Annotated in this window: 15 protein-coding genes; 10 read left to right on the top strand and 5 right to left on the bottom strand. The window is 59.7% G+C overall.

The window, feature by feature from the left end; all coding sequences use genetic code 11:
• Positions 1–6: 6 nt before the first annotated feature.
• Complete coding sequence (locus AC1RKH_RS22105) at positions 7–1164, bottom strand: efflux RND transporter periplasmic adaptor subunit (protein ID WP_493064525.1); 1158 nt, start codon at positions 1162–1164, stop codon at positions 7–9.
• Positions 1165–1457: 293 nt separating this feature from the next.
• Between AC1RKH_RS22105 and AC1RKH_RS22100 the strand changes: the two genes are divergently transcribed.
• Positions 1458–2159, top strand: coding sequence for a response regulator (locus AC1RKH_RS22100; protein ID WP_123424824.1), 702 nt, complete (start codon positions 1458–1460; stop codon positions 2157–2159).
• A 4-nt stretch (positions 2160–2163) separates the two neighbouring features.
• Positions 2164–3471, top strand: coding sequence for an ATP-binding protein (locus AC1RKH_RS22095; protein WP_493064524.1), 1308 nt, complete (start codon positions 2164–2166; stop codon positions 3469–3471).
• A 95-nt stretch (positions 3472–3566) separates the two neighbouring features.
• Here the strand turns inward: AC1RKH_RS22095 and AC1RKH_RS22090 are convergent, their stop codons facing one another.
• Both AC1RKH_RS22090 and AC1RKH_RS22085 read right to left on the bottom strand, forming a co-directional pair.
• Positions 3567–4961, bottom strand: a complete 1395-nt coding sequence (locus AC1RKH_RS22090; RefSeq protein WP_493064523.1) for a sensor histidine kinase — start codon at positions 4959–4961, stop codon at positions 3567–3569.
• A complete protein-coding gene (locus AC1RKH_RS22085; RefSeq protein WP_123424820.1) occupies positions 4939–5622 on the bottom strand; it encodes a response regulator transcription factor in 684 nt (227 codons plus the stop codon). Before AC1RKH_RS22085 ends, AC1RKH_RS22090 begins: the two co-directional genes overlap by 23 nt.
• Positions 5623–5938: 316 nt before the next feature.
• Between AC1RKH_RS22085 and AC1RKH_RS22080 the strand changes: the two genes are divergently transcribed.
• The 4 genes from AC1RKH_RS22080 to hcnC all read left to right on the top strand — a co-directional run bounded on the left by AC1RKH_RS22080 (position 5939) and on the right by hcnC (position 9712).
• On the top strand, positions 5939–6469 hold the full coding sequence (locus tag AC1RKH_RS22080) for a hypothetical protein (protein ID WP_493064541.1): 531 nt from the start codon (positions 5939–5941) through the stop codon (positions 6467–6469).
• A gap of 270 nt (positions 6470–6739) precedes the next feature.
• Positions 6740–7054 carry a cyanide-forming glycine dehydrogenase subunit HcnA gene (hcnA, locus tag AC1RKH_RS22075; RefSeq protein WP_493064522.1) on the top strand — a complete coding sequence of 105 codons (315 nt, stop codon included), beginning with the start codon at positions 6740–6742 and terminating at the stop codon, positions 7052–7054.
• Positions 7051–8460, top strand: a complete 1410-nt coding sequence (hcnB, locus tag AC1RKH_RS22070; RefSeq protein ID WP_493064521.1) for a cyanide-forming glycine dehydrogenase subunit HcnB — start codon at positions 7051–7053, stop codon at positions 8458–8460. The genes hcnA and hcnB overlap by 4 nt, the downstream gene beginning before the upstream one ends.
• On the top strand, positions 8453–9712 hold the full coding sequence (gene hcnC, locus AC1RKH_RS22065) for a cyanide-forming glycine dehydrogenase subunit HcnC (protein WP_493064520.1): 1260 nt from the start codon (positions 8453–8455) through the stop codon (positions 9710–9712). Before hcnB ends, hcnC begins: the two co-directional genes overlap by 8 nt.
• Here the strand turns inward: hcnC and AC1RKH_RS22060 are convergent.
• The gene (locus AC1RKH_RS22060) at positions 9690–10553 is read right to left on the bottom strand and encodes an NAD-dependent protein deacetylase (protein WP_493064519.1); all 864 of its coding nucleotides are present in this window, start codon (positions 10551–10553) and stop codon (positions 9690–9692) included. The genes hcnC and AC1RKH_RS22060 overlap by 23 nt on opposite strands.
• 166 nt (positions 10554–10719) lie before the next feature.
• Here AC1RKH_RS22060 and glsB point away from each other — a divergent pair, with 166 nt between their 5' ends.
• The 4 genes from glsB (at position 10720) to AC1RKH_RS22040 (ending at position 16253) form a co-directional block, all read left to right on the top strand.
• Positions 10720–11628, top strand: coding sequence for a glutaminase B (glsB, locus tag AC1RKH_RS22055; RefSeq protein WP_123424814.1), 909 nt, complete (start codon positions 10720–10722; stop codon positions 11626–11628).
• An 822-nt stretch (positions 11629–12450) separates the two neighbouring features.
• Complete coding sequence (locus tag AC1RKH_RS22050) at positions 12451–13677, top strand: ATP-grasp domain-containing protein (RefSeq protein WP_493064518.1); 1227 nt, start codon at positions 12451–12453, stop codon at positions 13675–13677.
• Positions 13678–13781: 104 nt separating this feature from the next.
• Positions 13782–15227, top strand: coding sequence for an FAD/NAD(P)-binding protein (locus AC1RKH_RS22045; protein WP_493064517.1), 1446 nt, complete (start codon positions 13782–13784; stop codon positions 15225–15227).
• Between the two features lie 6 nt (positions 15228–15233).
• Positions 15234–16253: an AbrB family transcriptional regulator gene (locus tag AC1RKH_RS22040; protein WP_493064516.1), complete on the top strand. Its 1020-nt coding sequence runs from the start codon at positions 15234–15236 to the stop codon at positions 16251–16253.
• A gap of 190 nt (positions 16254–16443) precedes the next feature.
• On the opposite strand, the gene AC1RKH_RS22035 is transcribed toward AC1RKH_RS22040, so the two are convergent.
• Positions 16444–18384, bottom strand: coding sequence for a DNA topoisomerase III (locus AC1RKH_RS22035; protein WP_493064515.1), 1941 nt, complete (start codon positions 18382–18384; stop codon positions 16444–16446).
• Positions 18385–18428: the final 44 nt, after the last annotated feature.

Raw genomic sequence — 18428 nt, 5'->3', positions numbered from 1 at the left:
TCCTGCCTACTGCCCGGTTACCTGGGCAAGTGGAAGAGGGGTGTCGTCGATCTGCACTTTTTCGCCGGGACGGGCGTGTTGCAGGCCTTCGATGACAATGCGGTCGCCGGGTTTCAGGCCGCCGGTAACGATCCAGCGATTCTTCTGCACCTGGCCAAGCTGCACCGGTTGTTGGCTGATGCGTGCGTCGGCGTCGAGTAGCAGCACCTGAGCAATGCCGGCGCTGTCACGCAGGATCGCCCGTTGCGGCACGCTGATGCCTTGCTGGTTGACTGCTTGCTCCAGGCGCACGCGGATGAAACTGCCCGGCAGCAGGTCGAGGTCCGGGTTGGGGAACTCGCTGCGCAGGATGATCTGACCAGTGCTCGGGTCGACGCTGATGTCGGCGAACAGCAGCTTGCCCGGCAGCGGATAGAGGCTGCCGTCATCCTGAATCAATGTGGCTTTGGCCTGATCCTGACCGACCTGCTGCAACTGCCCGGCACGAAAGGCCCGACGCAACTCGTTGAGTTCGCGGGTTGACTGGGTCAGGTCAGCGTGGATCGGGTTCAGTTGCTGGATCAGCGCCAAGGGCGTGCTTTCGTTCTGCCCGACCAGCGCGCCTTCGGTGACCAGCGCACGACCGACGCGCCCGGAAATCGGTGCAGTGACGGTGGCGTAACCCAGGTTCAGTTTCGCCCGTTGTACTGCCGCCTGATTGGCCGCGACATCGGCGGCGGTCTGCCGGGCATTGGCGCGGGAGTTGTCGTAATCCTGGCCGCTGATGGCATTGCCTTCGATCAGTTGCGCGTAGCGTTGCTCTTGCAAACGCGCCTGAAAGGCATTGGCCTCGGCTTTGCGCAGCGCCGCCTGGGCGCTGTCCAGATCCGCCTTGAACGGTGCCGGATCAATGCGAAACAGCACGTCGCCCTGTTTGACGTCGCTGCCTTCGCGGAAGGTTCGTTGCAAGACGACGCCGGCCACCCGGGCGCGGACTTCGGCGATTCGTGGTGCGGCGATCCGCCCACTCAGTTCGCTGCTGATCGACAGCGGCCCGGCGGAGATGGTTTCGATCCGGACCGTGGCCAGCGGCGCTGTTTCTTCGGCGGTGGAGGACTTGTCACACGCGCTCAGCGTCATTGCCAAGGCAATCAGGCCGAGCTTCGCAAACAGGTTCTTTGACATGTGAATACCCCAATAATGACCCCGGCATCCTACGGGGAGGGGACGAGCGTAGCGGTGAAGCTTTGTAGGTGCTGTGTGAAATTGTGTAAGGGTTTTACTCATGCGCGCGTGAGGGCGTATATCCTTGGCTGCTTGATTCCTTTTGCGACTGTTATGCCGCCATCGCGAGCAAGCTCGCTCCCACAGGGATTTGATGTGAGCACAGATTTTGTGAACACCCCCGATCAACTGTGGGAGCGAGCCTGCTCGCGATAGCGGTTTATCAAACGCCACTGCATTCCCTGGAAACACCCATGCCCAACATCCTCCTGGTCGAAGACGACTCCGCGCTCTCTGAATTGATTGCCAGCTACCTTGAACGCAATGGCTATCAGGTCAGCGTGATCAGCCGTGGCGACCATGTCCGCGAACGGGCGCGAATCAACCCGCCGGATCTGGTGATCCTCGACCTGATGCTGCCGGGCCTCGATGGCCTGCAGGTCTGTCGTTTGCTGCGCGCCGATTCGGCGACCCTGCCGATTCTCATGCTGACGGCCCGCGACGACAGTCACGACCAGGTGCTGGGGCTGGAGATGGGCGCCGACGATTACGTGACCAAACCTTGCGAGCCGCGCGTGTTGCTGGCACGGGTGCGGACCTTGCTACGGCGCAGCAGCCTGAACGAACCACAGACCGCCAGCGACCGAATCCTCATGGGCAACCTCTGTATCGACCTGTCGGAGCGCACCGTGATCTGGCGCGAGCAGTTGGTCGAACTGTCCAGCGGCGAATACAACCTGCTGGTGGTGCTGGCGCGCCACGCCGGTGAAGTGCTTAGCCGCGACCAGATTCTGCAACGCCTGCGCGGCATCGAATTCAACGGCACCGACCGCTCGGTGGACGTGGCGATCTCCAAGCTGCGGCGCAAATTCGATGACCACGCCGGCGAAGCGCGCAAGATCAAGACCGTGTGGGGCAAGGGTTATCTGTTCAGTCGCTCCGAGTGGGAATGCTGAAACCATGCTGCGCATTCTGATCCGCCTCTACCTGATCACCATCGTCACCTTCAGCGCGGCGATCTATTTCATCCCGGATCTGGTGATCAAGGCTTTTCATGAGCGATTCCAAAACTACAACCTCGATCAGTCCCGAGGCTTGCAGAACCTGATCGTCAAGCAGTTTCACGCGGTGCCGAGCGAGCAATGGACTCGCCTGGCGACGCAACTGGACAACGACTTCAGCCCGTTGCATGTGGTGCTGGTGCGCAATGACGACGCGGACTTCACACCCTACGAACGTGAACGTCTGGAGCGCGGTGAAAAGGTCATCCGCATGGGCGACTGGGGCTGGCGTACGCTGGCGGTTTCACCGCTGGACGAACAGCTGTCGGTGAAGCTGGTGGTGCCACCGGATCCGCTGGACGTCAATTTGTTGTACTGGAGCATCAACGTACTGATCGGTGCGGCGCTGCTGGCTTGCCTGCTGATCTGGCTGCGGCCGCACTGGCGCGACCTGGAACGTCTGAAAAATACTGCCGAGCGCTTCGGCAAGGGCCACTTGAGCGAGCGCACGCAGATTCCGCCGAGCTCGAACATCGGTAGCCTGGCCAATGTCTTCGACACCATGGCCGGTGATATAGAAAATCTCCTGAACCAGCAACGTGACCTGCTCAATGCGGTGTCTCACGAACTGCGCACGCCGCTGACCCGACTGGATTTTGGCCTGGCACTGGCGCTGTCCGACGACTTGCCGGCCGCTAGCCGCGAGCGTTTGCAGGGGTTGGTTGCACACATTCGTGAACTGGATGAGCTGGTGCTGGAATTGCTCTCCTACAGTCGCCTGCAAAATCCGGTACGGGTGCCGGAGCAGGTGGAGGTGTCGCTGGATGAGTTCATCGACAGCATTCTGGGCAGCGTCGATGAGGAACTGGAGTCGCCGGACATCGTCATCGACGTCATGCTGCACGGCCAGCTCGAACGCTTTAGCCTCGACCCGCGCCTGACCGCCCGCGCGATCCAGAACCTGCTGCGCAACGCCATGCGTTACTGCGAAAAACGTATTCAAATCGGCGTGCAGGTTTGCCCCAAAGGCTGCGAAATCTGGGTCGACGATGACGGTATCGGCATTCCGGAAGACGAACGTGAGCGAATCTTCGAGCCGTTTTATCGGCTAGACCGCAGCCGCGACCGCGCCACGGGCGGGTTTGGCCTGGGACTGGCGATCAGCCGTCGGGCACTGGAAGCCCAGGATGGCACGCTGACGGCCGAAACCTCGCCACTGGGCGGGGCGAGGTTCCGGTTGTGGTTGCCGACCCCCATGAGCGCCTGAAGATCAAAAGATCGCAGCCTGCGGCAGCTCCTACGGAGGGGGTGGTGTCTATCCGTAGGAGCTGCCGCAGGCTGCGATCTTTTGGGGGCAGCAGGCTAATCCGCGGGCAGTAAACGCTGGCGGCAATCGAGCGTCAGCCGGGCGCCGCCGAGTTCGCTGCTGCCGACATCAAGGGTGAACCCATGCAGGTTCACGATGGCTGCGACAATCGACAATCCGAGGCCGAAACCTCCTTTTTTAGCGTTGTCGTCAACGCGATAGAAACGTTGAAACACGGCCGTGCGTTTGTCCGCAGGGATGCCGGGACCGGAGTCGAGTACCTCGATGCGTGTGCTGCCGGCGTTATCGCTCGCCCGCACAATGACCTGACCGCCCGCCGGGGTGAACTTGATCGAGTTACTCAGCAAGTTCGACAAGGCTTCAAACAACAATGCCCGGTCGCCAGTCAGCGCTGGCAAGGTTTGCGGCGTTTGCAGGCTCAGGCTCAGATGGCCTTCTTCGGCCAGCGGCAGGTAAAAATCATGCAGTTCCTGCAGCAACGGCAACGGATCGAACAGCACGAAACCCGAACGCCGCTGTTGATCCTCCAACTCGGAAATCCGCAGCAAGCCTCGAAAACGCGCCATCAGGGTGTCGGTTTCGGCGAGCACCTGATCCAGTTGCGTCGCTTCATCGGACCCTTCGGCGGCCTGCTGCTGAATGCGGTAAAGCTGCGCGCGTAGCCGGGTGAGCGGGGTGCGCAGGTCGTGGGCGATGTTGTCGCAAACCCCCTTAACCTCATTCACCAGCCGCTCGATGCGTTCGAGCATGGCGTTGACGATGGCCGCGAGCATGTCCAGCTCATCGCGGCGGCTGGACAGCGGCAAACGGTGGTTCAGGTTACCGGCGACGATGGCTTCGGCACTCGCTTGCAGGGCGCGAATGCGCCGTAACGGCCGACGGCGCAACAGATGCCAACCGGCGATGCCGGGGATAATGGTCAGCGAGACTCCCCAGAACAGTGCATACAGGATGATCCGCGTGACCGCGAACAACGAACCGTTGTCACGCACCAGAACCAGCCAGCGGCCATCCAGAGTGTGAGTCGCCACCGCGTCGCAACTGTCGGACGGCATGCTGGCGTCATCCGGGTCGGCGCAGTCGGGCAGTTCATGGATCTTGCCGTCCAGCGGCAGACCGGCGGGGATCTTGCGGATCAGTCCGTGCAAGGGCCGATGCTGCTCGTCGAACAGCCCGTAGGCGTCGATACCGCGCTGATCGAAGGTGATGCTGGCGATCAGCGCCTCATCCAGTTGCTCGCCGTGGAAACGCGAAAACAGGTGCTGGCGTTGCATCAGCGAATGTTTGGCAAGGTTCTCCAGGTAGCTGGAAACCTCGTAATACATCACCCCCATGAGCAGGCCGCTCCAGACCACGAACAGCGAACTGTAGAGTGCCAGCAAACGGCTGCTGGATGACCGCCAGCCTTTAGACGGGTTCAGCAATGACATAACCCGAGCCTCGCACAGTCCGTATCAGCGGCAGTTGGCCCGGGGGGTCGATCTTTTTGCGCAGACGTCCGATGTGTACATCGATCAGGTTGGTGCCCGGGTCGAAGTGATAGCCCCAGACCTCTTCGAAAATCATCATCCGCGAGAGTATCTGCCCGGTATTGCGCAGCAGAAATTCCAGCAGTTTGTATTCAGTGGGCAGCAGGCTCAGCAACTGCCCGGCGCGGCTGGCTTCGCGGCTGATCAGATTGAGCTCGAGATCGGCCACGCGCAGGGTCGTGGTGTAGTCCTTGACGGTGTTCTGGCGTCGCAGCAGGACTTCGACCCGGGCGGCCATTTCGTCGGTGGCAAAGGGTTTGGTCAGGTAATCGTCGCCGCCGGCACGCAGGCCGCGAACGCGCTCGTCGACGTCGGACAAGGCGCTGATCATCAGAATCGGCGTCGACACGCCCATGGTTCGCAAGGTGGTGACAATCGCCAGGCCATCGAGCTCCGGCAGCATGCGGTCCAGGGTGATCAGGTCGTAGTCACCGCTGACCGCTCGCGCCAGGCCTTCTCGACCATTGGCGACCCAGTCCACCTGCAAGCCATGGCTGCTCAGCTCGGCAACGATCTCCCGTGCGGTGACGGCGTCGTCTTCAATGGTCAGGATTCGGGTCATGGGGCTTGCCTGAGAGTAAATGAAATACACGGGGCGGCAGTGTGCCAAGAAATGCCCGCGAGGTTTCTAAAAAAACTTTTATACAGGCAATCATTGATATCATCTGGCCACCCGTTGCCTGGAGGCTCTAAAGCTATAAACGAAAGTAGCCGATGCTCGAAACACAGGGCAAGGTGACACGATTTTTTGTTTTTTACCTCGATAGACGTGGCCGTTTTCAGGTGTTGGCCACGGATGGACAAGATGCCGGCGCTCTACTAGCGTTGGCCGACAACGACTGTGCCTGAATTTGCAGAGGGGAAGTGTCTTGAAAAAAATGGAAATCAAACGGCAACTGGAGGCGATGCTTGAAGCAGGCCGCTCCAAGACAGAGACCTTCAAAGCGTTTTCCGGTGGAGGGGTCGGGGACCGGGTGCTCGCCTTCTGGATCGCCGCGCATCCGGATCGGAATCTGTACCAGGCGCATTACCGCAAAGTTAATGCGCTGGTGACCATCAACTTCATTCAGGCATTGATGGGCGTGGTGCTCGGGTATTTGATTGGGGCGAGCATCGGGCCCAAAGCGGCCTTTATCCTGGCGGCGATTGCCGGTGTGGTCCCGCTACTGTTCGCTTATGGCTTCTACAAGAACTCGGCGCAGGCCTATACCCTCTACATCGTCCTGACGATTACCCAGCTGCCGCGATTGTTCTCCGGATTTTCCGAGGCACCGCTGGTGGCCACCGCGGGTGCCGTGTTCACGTTGGGCGTTCTGTACTTCGTCATGCGCCTGAGGTCGTTGCTGTTTCCGGACTATGCCTTTATCGGTCCGAAAAAGGTCAAGGGGCAGTACGTTTTCTCCAACTGATGCGCCCCTGGCGCATCATCTCGTTCTGTAAAAAAGGATGAGTCCAGGCTTTCACTGGCCTGGATCAATATTGTCCGGTGAAATAACTCCTAACGTATGCGCTCCAGGTCTGTCGCATGACATCGGCTACATCGCCGTGGTGCGCGCATGTTGCGTTGTCGAGTTACCGGTACAGGTCGGCGCATTTTTTGCGGATCAACCGACTTGCAAGGTGTAGTGCAGCATGGAGCTGGCAACCTTTACCCAACCCTTTCATGGATGAACTATGCAATGCAACGCCTAGATCGAACCTTTGATATTCAGCCGCTGCAAACGGCGGATATGACCATCGAACTCAATGGCCAACCGGTCAGCGCCGCGATTGGCGAAACCGTGCTGACGGTCATTCAATCCCTCGGCGTGCGCCAGGTCGCACGCAACGATCACGACCAGATCAGCGGGGCCTATTGCGGCATGGGCGTGTGCCAGTGCTGTCTGGTGAAAATCAACGGCCGACACAAGCGCCGCGCCTGCCAGACTCTGGTGCAGCCGGGCATGAAGGTCGAAACGGTGGTCAACCGTATTGCCGAGCAGGAGGCACTATGAGCCTGCATCCGGTGATCGTCGGCGGTGGCCCGGCGGGTATGGCGGCGGCCATTGAACTGGCCGAACACGGCGTGCATTGCACGTTGCTCGAAGAAGCTTCCCGATTGGGCGGCGTGGTGTATCGCGGGCCGTTGCGTGACGGCGTGCATCTGGACTATCTGGGGCCGCGTTACGCCGAGGCTCTGGCCAGGCTGCATGGTGACTTTCAGGCGCGTTGTGCGCTGATCGATGTGTGTTTGAACACTCGGGTCATCGGTGCAGAAGGGACTCGGGCGTTGGTCATGCTGGACGCTGACGAACACCTGCAGGAAATCACCTACCCGCAGTTGTTGCTTGCCGCCGGATGCCATGAGCGCAGCGTACCGTTCCCCGGCTGGACCTTGCCGGGAGTGATATTGCTGGGCGGTTTACAGCTGCAAATCAAAAGTGGCGTGGTCAAACCGCAAAGCCCGGTGGTGATCGCCGGTACCGGTCCGTTGTTGCCGCTGGTTGCCTGTCAATTGCATGCATCCGGGGTGAAGGTTGCCGGTGTGTTCGAGGCCTGCGCTTTCGGCAAGATCGCCAAGGAAAGCCTGGCACTGCTGAACAAACCGCAACTGTTCCTCGACGGGCTGAGCATGCTCGCCTATCTGAAATTGCACCGAATCGCGATGCGTTACGGTTGGGGCGTAGTCGAGGCGCAAGGCGAGGGCGAGTTGCGCAGTGTGACGGTCGCACCGTATTCCAGCAGTTGGCAGCCAGACCTGAGTCGCACCGAGCAGGTTGCGGCGCAGACCCTGGCGGTGGGCTATGGCTTTATTCCGCGTACCCAACTCAGTCAGCAAATGGGCCTGGGACATGGCTTCAGCGATGACGGTTACCTGCGCGCCACGGCCAATATCTGGCAGCAAAGCAGTGAACCGCACGTCCACCTGGCCGGCGACATGGGCGGGATTCGTGGCGGTGAGGCGGCCATGCTCAGTGGACGGATCGCCGCGCTGTCGATCCTCATGCAACGTGGTGTGCTGGACGTCGACCGTGCGTTGCAATTGCGTGACCGCTATCTGGCGAAGCTCAAGTCCATCGTGCGCTTTCGCGCGGCGGTGAATCGCTACACCGAGCGCGGTGCCGGGCAAACGGCGTTGCCGGCTGCCGACACGGTGATCTGTCGCTGCGAAAACGCCACCCGCGCCGACATCGATCGGGCGCTGTCCCAAGGTGTTGAGGACATGGCCAGCCTGAAAATGCGCACGCGGGTGAGTATGGGCGACTGTCAGGGGCGGATGTGCGTCGGCTATTGCAGCGACCGCTTGCGTGACGCCACCGGGCGTCAGGACGTGGGCTGGTTGCGTCCGCGTTTCCCAATCGAGCCGATTCCTTTTTCGGCTTTCCAGAACCTCGGCACGGATGCGTTGAATCATGAGTAAGTTCTACGATGTGGTGATTGCCGGTGGCGGTGTGATCGGGGCTTCCTGTGCCTATCAACTGTCGAAACGCAAAAACCTGAAAGTCGCGCTGATCGACGCCAAGCGCCCTGGCAACGCGACCCGTGCGTCGGCCGGCGGTCTCTGGGCGATTGGCGAGTCGGTGGGGCTGGGCTGCGGGGTGATCTTTTTTCGCATGATGTCGGCCGACCGCAAGCGCGAAACCCAGGGCACGGCGGTGGCGGTCGACTCCAGCACGCCGCACATCCTGCCGGATTCGTTCTTTGACTTTGCCCTGCAATCGAATGCGATGTACCCGGACCTGCACCGCGAGTTGCAGGAGAACCACGGCATGGACTTCAAGTTCGAAAAAACCGGGCTGAAATTCGTGATCTACGACGATGAGGACCGTTTGTACGCCGAGCACATCGTCGCCTGTATTCCACACTTGGCCGATCAGGTGCGCTGGCTTGATCAGGCCGCACTGCGCGAGGCCGAGCCGAGTGTCAGCCATGAGGCGCGCGGGGCGCTGGAGTTTCTCTGCGACCATCAGGTCAGCCCGTTCCGTCTGGCGGATGCCTACACCGAAGGCGCCCGGCAGAATGGCGTCGACCTGTACTTCAACACCAACGTCACTGAGGTGTTGCGCCAGGGCGCGCGAGTGGTCGGCGTGCAGACTGCCGAGGCCGGCGAGTTCCGTTGCGACACCTTGATCAACGCCGCTGGTGCCTGGGCCGCGGAACTCAGCCTGAAAGCCACGGGCATCAGCATTCCGGTGAATCCGGTCAAGGGTCAGATTTTGCTGACCGAGTGTATGCCGAAAATCTTGCGCGGTTGCCTGACCACCAGTGATTGCTACCTGGCGCAGAAGGACAACGGAGAGATCCTGATCGGCAGCACCACCGAAGACAAAGGCTTCGATGTGACCACCACCTACCCGGAAATCAATGGGCTGGTGCAAGGCGCGATCCGCTGCATTCCAGAGCTTGAACACATCAATCTCAAGCGTTGCTGGGCGGGGTTGCGGCCGGGCTCACCGGACGAGTTACCGATTCTCGGGCCGATGAAAGGGGTTCAGGGTTATCTCAATGCCTGCGGGCATTTCCGCACTGGCATCCTGACCTCGGCAATCACCGGGGTGTTGCTGGACAAGCTGGTGAACAACGAAGCGTTGCCGCTGGACATCACACCGTTCCTGGCGGATCGGTTTGAAGTGCAGAAACCGGTCGTGGTCAAACAGGCAGAAATGGCCTGAATTGGCTCAGGCGTTCTGCGAGCAGCGGCAACAGCTGTTCGCAGGACGCCTCGATTTTCATGTCCAACAACTCATCGGCGCGGGTCTTGCCCAGGTTGATGGCGATCAGCGGTTTGCCACGGTCGGCGATCACCCGACACAGGCGAAACGCCGAAAACGCCATCAACGACGAGCCCACCACCAGCATACCCGCAGCCTGTTCGGCAGCCGCCATGGCCTTGGTCGCGGTGGTTTGTGCAACGTTCTCACCGAAAAACACCACGTCCGGTTTCATTCGCTCGCCCTCGCAGTGAGGGCAACGGGGAACTTGAAAGTGCGCGACGAAGGCCGGGTCGAGCAGGGTGTCGCCATCGGGTGCCTGAACCGCGTCGACGCCTGACAGATAGGGGTTTTGCGCTTCCATGAGGCGCTGGATCGAGTCCCGATCACTGCGCTGGCCGCAATCCAGACACAGCACCCGGTGCAGGCTGCCATGCAATTCGATCACCTCCGGGCTGCCGGCCTGATCGTGCAAGGTGTCGACGTTCTGGGTGATCAGCCCGGTGATCTGTCGTTGTGTCTGCAACGTGGCCAAGGCTTCGTGGGCCTGGTTCGGCCGCGCTTGCCGAACCCGCGGCCAACCGAGCATCGCCCGTGCCCAGTAACGCTGGCGCGCCTCGGGCGCTTTCAGGAACTCCTGATACATCATCGGCTGCCGACCGCGCCGCACCCCATCGGTATCACGGTAATCGGGAATGCCCGACGGCGTGCTGATGCCGGCGCCCGTAAGCACCAGCAACGGCTGTTCGGCCATCAAGTTCTGAAGGTGGTCGAGCTGTTCGCGAATGAGGCTGTCGAACATGGTCAGCACTCCAGTTGCCGGGTTTCACCACACGATGCAGGATAGTTGTTATTCGGTCCACCGCGTGGACGTGGCAGTTGAGCACAAAACTGTGCTTTGACGCGGGCACGCGGCGTCTAGCGTCTGTGTCCCCGCAGTGGTACGGGGTGTGAATTTGGAACCCGGCATGCAAGCGTTGTTGAACGAAATCCTTGATACGGTTCGCCCCCTGATCGGACAGGGCAAGGTGGCTAATTACATTCCTGCGCTGGGCAGTGTGCCGGCCGATCAGTTGGGCATTGCGGTGTATGGCAATGACGGCGAGCTGTATTGCGCGGGCGATGCGCACACGCCGTTTTCGGTGCAGAGCATTTCCAAGGTATTCAGCCTGGTGCAGGCCATCGAGCATTCCGGCGAGGCGATCTGGGAGCGACTCGGTCACGAGCCTTCCGGTCAGCCGTTCAACTCGCTGGTGCAGTTGGAATTTGAACGCGGTCGGCCACGCAATCCGTTCATCAATGCCGGGGCGCTGGTGATCTGCGACATCAACCAGTCACGCTTTGCCGCGCCGGCGTTGTCGATGCGCGATTTTGTGCGGCGTTTGTCCGGCAATCCGCAAGTGATGGTCGACAGCAAAGTCGCCGAGTCGGAGTACCAGCACCGTGCGCGCAACGCGGCCATGGCCTATCTGATGCAGTCGTTCGGCAACTTTCATAACGATGTGGAAGCAGTGCTGCGCAGCTACTTCAGCCATTGTGCGCTGCGCATGAGTTGTGTCGATTTGGCCCGGGCCTTCTGTTTCCTGGCCAATGATGGGTTCTGCAAGCACAGCGGTGAACAGATTCTCACCGCGCGCCAGACCCAACAGGTCAACTCGATCATGGCCACCAGCGGTCTATACGACGAAGCCGGCAACTTTGCCTACCGCGTCGGTCTACCGGGCAAGAGTGGCGTGGGCGGCGGCATCGTGGCCGTGGTGCCGGGGCGCTTTACCGTATGCGTCTGGTCACCGGAGCTGAACCCGGCGGGTAACTCGCTGGCCGGCATGGCGGCGCTGGAGCTGCTGAGCCAGCGGATTGGCTGGTCGGTGTTCTAGGCATCACAGAAATCCTGTGTAGGAGCTGACGCGTCCTGCTGCAGCTCCTTGTATCTCGACTATCGCGCCGTCAGGAGCGATAGCTCTCGACTGATTTCGCTAGTGCCCATCATTTTCGGAAGCGCCCTACAGCGAGCCACGAAGTAGCGTATTAACCTGTCAGTTACACTGGGCTTATCGCTGCTCAAAGAGACGATTCATGGTTTGGCAATCAACCGGCTGTTTCAGATATTAACCGCAGGCCACTGATTTTTCCCAAGGGTCTCATGTCATCAGATAACTCATGAAATGGCTCAATAAGTGTTGCTTATAATGATTGGCAATAATCCGCAGGGATGAACCATTGGCGCAACGGGATTAATGAGGTGGATAGCAGTATTGAATTAAAGTGGTCCGCTTACAAGCTGCTTCAAGCTCCAACATTAAATGACCTGGCTGGCGACTATTGACCGTGCAGTCAGTGGGTAGGTTAACGTTTCGCGAAACCACGCTTCAGAGCCGCAGCCCTTATGGGTAAAGGGCTTTAGGGGAGGCTTTTGCAGGAATGCAAGCGAGTGGGTTGAGTTGACCCGCAAAAAAAATGATGTTAAACAATTTCTTCTGGTAAAAGCATTGGACTCATACATGGCTAAGGAAAGCGAGGGAGATCCTCACGAATTTTATGAACTCTGACACTGTTTCATATTTCTCTTGGTTGAGAAGATTGTAAACACTGTGTATTGCGTGTGCCAAGGAAGTTGCGCGCGGGTGATTCGCATGGATTTATCGCCCAGTTGCGCGCTTGGCATTTTGAATGGACTCTTTTGATACCGGATAACCCTCTTGAATCCTGTCATTTTATTTGCGCCTGCAAAAATCCTGCTTCAACACTCCGAAGCAGAATGGCTAAGTGTATTGGGTAACAACAGCCTGATTTATAGCGACTTGTCAGCCAAGGAATTGCTGACACAACAATTTCCAGCACTGACCTCAGCTTTGCGGCTCTATGCAAACTTCAATGACTCGGGCGTGGTTGAGCTGGATGCGCTGGCCGCCGCAAAAGAACTGGGAACCAACACTCTGGTGGCATTAGCGGAAGTCGATTTGTTGCGCGTGGCGCGGATCAAAGACCGGCTCAGCGGCTCGACGACGCGTTACGAAGAGATGACCTTGCTGTATCGGGACAAATTCCTGATGAAGCAAAAACTGGCGGAACATGGCATCCGCATCAACCCCATGGCGGTCGTCCGCTCGGCATGCGAAATCAATGACTTCGCTGAGCAATATGGTTTTCCGGTAGTGGTAAAGCCCCGCGACGGCCGCGGCTCCGGTGGGGTCCGTGTGCTACACGATGACGCTGAACTTCGCAGCTACCTGCACGAGCAGGACAGTACAACGCTACACAACCTGATGGTCGAAAAGTACATCGATTCATCACTGTTGAACGTCAATGGGCTCTACATTGACGGCCGGCCGGTGATTATCTCTCCGGTGCGCTCAACGGTGACCTGCCTGGATTTCCTTGACGGTAAAAGTCTCGGTTTCCAGATGCTGGCCGAGCATAATCCGCTTCACCAACAATGCGTGACGCTCACCCGACGGATCGTTGAGCAGGCACTGCCGCGACTCGGCACAATGCTGTTCCATCTCGAGGTTTTTCTCGACGGTGAAGAGCTGATCGTCTGCGAAATCGCCTGTCGCCTTGGCGGGTGCAGCGTTAACCAGGAGTTGACCGACGCTTACGGTTTGAACCCGCGCTTGACCCTGATTGACGCGGAGCGGGGCGGGAAAGCGGCATCGCTCAAAGAATTGATCAAGCCGCGCCGCTTGCTGGGACAACTGAATGTTCCGCCACGCACTGGCAAATTGATCGAGTATCCGGCACACATCGATTTGCCCTTCATTCGTTATTGCTCGGTCACCGCAAAAAAGGGCACGGACTACGCCGGGATGAAGTTGACCAATGGCGAAATCGTCTCGGCGATTGTCGAGGGCGATAGCGAAGAAAGCGTCAGCGATCACCTCGCGCAACTCGATAGTTGGATCAGAGACACGTTTATCTGGGAGTAACGGAATCTTCCCACCCGATGCATTAACGGAAGACGAAAGGCATCGTCACCCACGCCTGCCTTCCGCAAAAGGCCGGCTGACGGTCACCCTCGTCAGCTGGCGTAATGTTGCATGCCATGATCTGGCATTGTGATACACACCAAGAGGCGTTATCGCGCCCGCTGGAAACCGATCTAAGGATAGATATGGGCAAGGTAGCAGTGGTCGGAATGGGCTATAGCGGCGCCATTCTCGTGGAGCGACTAAAACACCTGACGCCCGCATTGAAAGTGGATGTCTACGATACAACCGGCAGCACCGGGTCTGGTCAGGCCTATCAACAGGACAGTTTGAGCAATCTGGTCAACCGTCCGGCCAGCCTGATGTATTTGCGCGAGCTCGGCGATTTCAAACATTGGTTGCGCGAATGTCCCGTGTCGCAGGCCATATCTTATCAGCCGAGGCCGGTGTTCGGGAGGTTCATCGAAGAGACACTCAAGTCGTCTCTGCGCGCCCATAGCGCCATCAGATATCACCGCGAGCGGGTGATAGGGATGAGCGCAGAACAGGGACGCTACTCGCTGAAAACCGCCAGCGGCGAACGCTCGGGCTACAGCGCTGTGGTTCTGGCGACTGGCAACTCCGAGCCGACCGATATCTATCGACTCGAAGGCGTCGAAGGCTACATCAACAATCCCTATCCGACGACCAAACTAGCCGACATCCGCTCAGAAAGTATCGGTGTGCTCGGCAATCAGTTATCGGCCATCGATGTGGCGCTAACCCTGCTCGACGCCCACCCTGACAACCACGTCACGATGCTCACCCGAAGCAGCAAGATTCCCAACTACAGCGAGCACTACCATCCGCGCCCGCTCAAGGTGCTGAACGAGAGCAACCTCAAGCAACGACTGCGGGGCACCGGCTCGGTACTGAAAACCGTACAGGCAATGTTCGACGAGGAGCTGGGCGCACACGGCATTCACGTCAACCTCGAAGCCTTGATGCGCGATCACACCCAGGCCTCGGTTGCCCGAGAGGCGATCTACTCGGTGCTTTCATCGACCAACCTGATCGTGCCGATGATCTGGAACCTGTTATCCGAGCGCGACCGAAAAGTTTTCGTCGGGCGATACCGAAGCGCCTGGCGCCAACTGCGGGTGCCGATTCCCAAGGAGAACTGGACCAAGATTCATCAACATATCCATTCCGGGCGATTGGTCTGCAAAACCGGGTTGGCGGATGTCAGCGTCATCGAGGATCAATTCGTGGCACGGGGGCGGGATTTTCAGTGTTCGTTTTCCAACCTGGTAAATGCGACCGGCGCCGGCGATTCGATGGAGGGCGCGCTGTACCAAAACCTGACGGCCTCCGGGATGTGCATCCAGCATCAGTACGGCGGAATCGATGTGCGCTTTGACGACTGCCGGGTGATAAACGAACAGGGGCCGACCAATATCTTCGCAATCGGCGCCCCTACCGCAGGGGTGTTCTACGCGGTCAGCAATATTGATGTGCTGCAGATGCAGGCTGAAATCATCTACAAGAACCTTCGTGCATTAGGCGTTTGAGAAACTATGAAAACCTTACTGTGTTTACTGATTGCCACTGCGGTGGGCACTGGTTTTCAGTATGCCGGCGTCCCGCATGGCCTGTTGTTGGGCTCGATACTCGCGAGCGCATTGATCGTCAGCAACCGCCAATTTTCGCCGAGGATGCCGCTCGGTCTTGGCTACGTGCAAATCGTATTGGGGATCGCCACCGGCCTGATGTTCGAGGCCTGGGACAGCCAGACAGTCGCCGCGCTGTTGCCCAGCCTGGGCTTGTTGCTGCTGTGCCTGACTGCGCAGATTGTCGCGGCGGGTTTGTGGCTGCGCAAAGTGTCGGGATGGAACCTCAAGGACTCGCTGCTGGCCGTTTACCCGGGTGCACTCGCGGCGGTATTCGATTTGCTGGAGTCCGAGCGGGCGTCGAGCAAGGTGATTGTCGTGCACCTGGTCCGCCTGTTGTCGATCACCATGCTGGTTAGTTTTTGCATCCCCGGGCCTGTCGACGCGTTGCTTGTCGAGAGCAGCACGCTGGGGATCAACACCGTGCTGACGTTGTTGTCGCTGGTCGCCCTGTGCCTGGTGCTCGGGCGCCTGTTGTTGCGCATCGGCGTCCCGGCACCGTTCATGCTCACCGCGATTGTCGCCACCGGCGTCTACGTCAAACTGGGTTATCTGCACGGTTTCCACATGCCGGCATGGAGCGTCGATGCCGCCGCCGTCATCCTCGGTGTGCTGATCGGCTCGAAATTCAAGGACATTACCTCGGCGGAGCTCGTGCGCCACGGCCGTGCCGGGTTGATGTCTGTCGCGCTGATGTTGCTGGTCGCCGCTGCGTTTGCCAGGGTAGCGGGGTGGTTGCTGGGCAGCGATCCCTTGACTTCATGGTTGGCGTACATGCCGGGGGCCATCGAAACCATCGCGATCGTCGCGTTCAGTGGCGGGCTGAACGTGGTGTTCATTCTGTCCCACCACTTGGTGCGGATGGTTGTGTTGCACTTCGCCCCCGCCTTGATTGTTCAGGCGCGTAGACGGCGGGAAAATGCCTGATCAGGCAAATGCCGGGTCGTTTACGGGAGGGCTCAAGTCGGGCCAGCCATTTGACCCGAAACTTGCGCTTGCTCGGTGAGGTTCAAGACGGTATCTACGCGGGACACGCCATTCGGCGTAGGAGCTGCCGGAGGCTGCGATCTTTTGATCTTGAAAAACGACGTCAAAATATCGCAGGCTTCGCCAGATCCTACAACTTGGTGGCGGGGGCGGTTTTGCGTTTGACGGTTTTGCGTTTGGTGGTTTTACGTTTGTTCTTCCAGGGCGCCGCACCCTTGCCGGCCGGGCTTGCCGGGCCGCTGATGGTCAGGCGCAGGCCGGTGCAGCGGCCGACCTGTTTGCTCATCCAGGCGGCTTGCTTGGCGACGAACTCTTCAAGGCTCATTTCGCCGCTTTGCACCATGTCCAGCGCTTGTTCCCAGATCGCCGTGGTGCCGGGGTCGGCGATGGCCCGGGGCACGGCATCGATCAGGCTGAAGGCCGGCGGTGTGGCGGCCAGGGCTTTACCGTTCTTGATCAGATAACCTCGATCCAGTAACCCTTGAATGATCCCGGCGCGGGTCGCCTCGGTGCCGATGCCGGTGGTGTCCTTGAGTTTTTGCTTGAGCAGCGGGTCTTCCACCAGTTTGGCGACGTTCTTCATCGCCTTGATCAGGTCGCCTTCGGTAAACGGTTTGGGTGGCTGGGTCCAGAGATCCTTCAGCGTCACGTTGGCGACGGCGTAATCCCATCCTTCAGCCAGTGCCGGAAGCATCTGCGGTGCCGGGGCTTCCCGTCCTTTGGCCGGGGCCAAGGCTTCGGGCAGCGCGCGCTTCCAGCCGGGTTCGACAATCAGCTTGCCGACCGCCCGCAGCGCTTGCCCGGCGCAGTCGAAGTCAGCCTGGGTGCGGTCGTATTCGTGGTTGGGCAGGAACTGCGCCAGATATCGTGCCCGGATCAAGGTGTAGACCGCACGGTGTTTGCCGGTCAGGCGTTCGAAGTTTTTCGCCGCAGCTGTGGGAATGATCCCGTGGTGGGCGCTGACCTTGGCGTCGTTCCAGGCCCGCGAACGGCGCTGCGGCTCAAGGTAGTTGAGCAGTTCGCCGAGGCCCGGATCGGCACGTCCAAGGGCGGCGAGAATGCCCGGAGCTTCGCTGTGCTGACTCAGCGGCAGGTAGCCGCAATCGCTGCGCGGATAGGTGATGACTTTATGGGTTTCGTAGAGTGCCTGGGCAACGTCCAGGGTTTCCTGGGCGCCGAGGCCGAGTTTTTTCGAGCAGATTTCTTGCAGCGTGCCAAGATCGAACGGCAGCGGGGCGGCTTCGCGGACCCGCTCGGTGCGCAGTTTGACCAGCCGCGCACTGGCGGCGTTGCGCATGGCGGTGGCCGCCTCCTGGGCCAGTGGCTGATTCAGGCAACGGTCATGCTCGTCGCAGACGTCTGACGCCGCTCGCCATTGGGCGGTGAATGGGATGTTGTCATGCAGCAGTTGTACGTCGATGGCCCAATACGGCACGGGCACGAAATCGGCGATGCTGCGGTCGCGATCGACCACCAGACGCAAGGTCGGTGTTTGCACGCGGCCCACCGGCAGCACGCCTTGATAGCCGGACTGGCGCCCGAGCAGGGTGAACAGGCGACTCATGTTCATGCCGATCAGCCAGTCGGCGCGTGAACGCCCGAGCGCCGAGTGGTAGAGGCTGAAGGTCTCGGCGCCGGGCTTGAGCGCCGCCAGGGCCTTGCGAATCGAGGCGTCGTCCAGCGCCGATAGCCACAGGCGCTGGATCGGCCCGCGATAACGACAATGCTCCACCAGCTCACGGGCAATCATCTCGCCCTCACGGTCGGCGTCGGTGGCGATTACCAGCTCATCCGCTTCGCCGAGTAGCCGTTTGACTGCTTTGAACTGGCTGGCGGTCCTGGGTTTGACCAGCATCTTCCACTTCTCGGGAATGATCGGCAGGTCTTCCAGTACCCAGCGTTTATAACGTGTGTCGTAGGCATCCGGCGGTGCGGTTTCCAGCAGGTGGCCGATGCACCAGGTCACTGTGACGTTCGTTCCCAGCCAGCAGCCGTCGCCGCGCCGGCTGGCACCGAGCACCGCCGCAATGTCTTTGGCCTGGGAAGGTTTTTCACAGAGGAACAGCCGCATAACCACCATCAGTTATCAGGGTTTGAGAGGTGCACAGCATGCGG

The sequence above is a fragment of the Pseudomonas sp. GW822-FHT06B12 genome (genome assembly GCF_058799675.1).
This window is presented reverse-complemented; position numbering and strand designations above follow the sequence as displayed.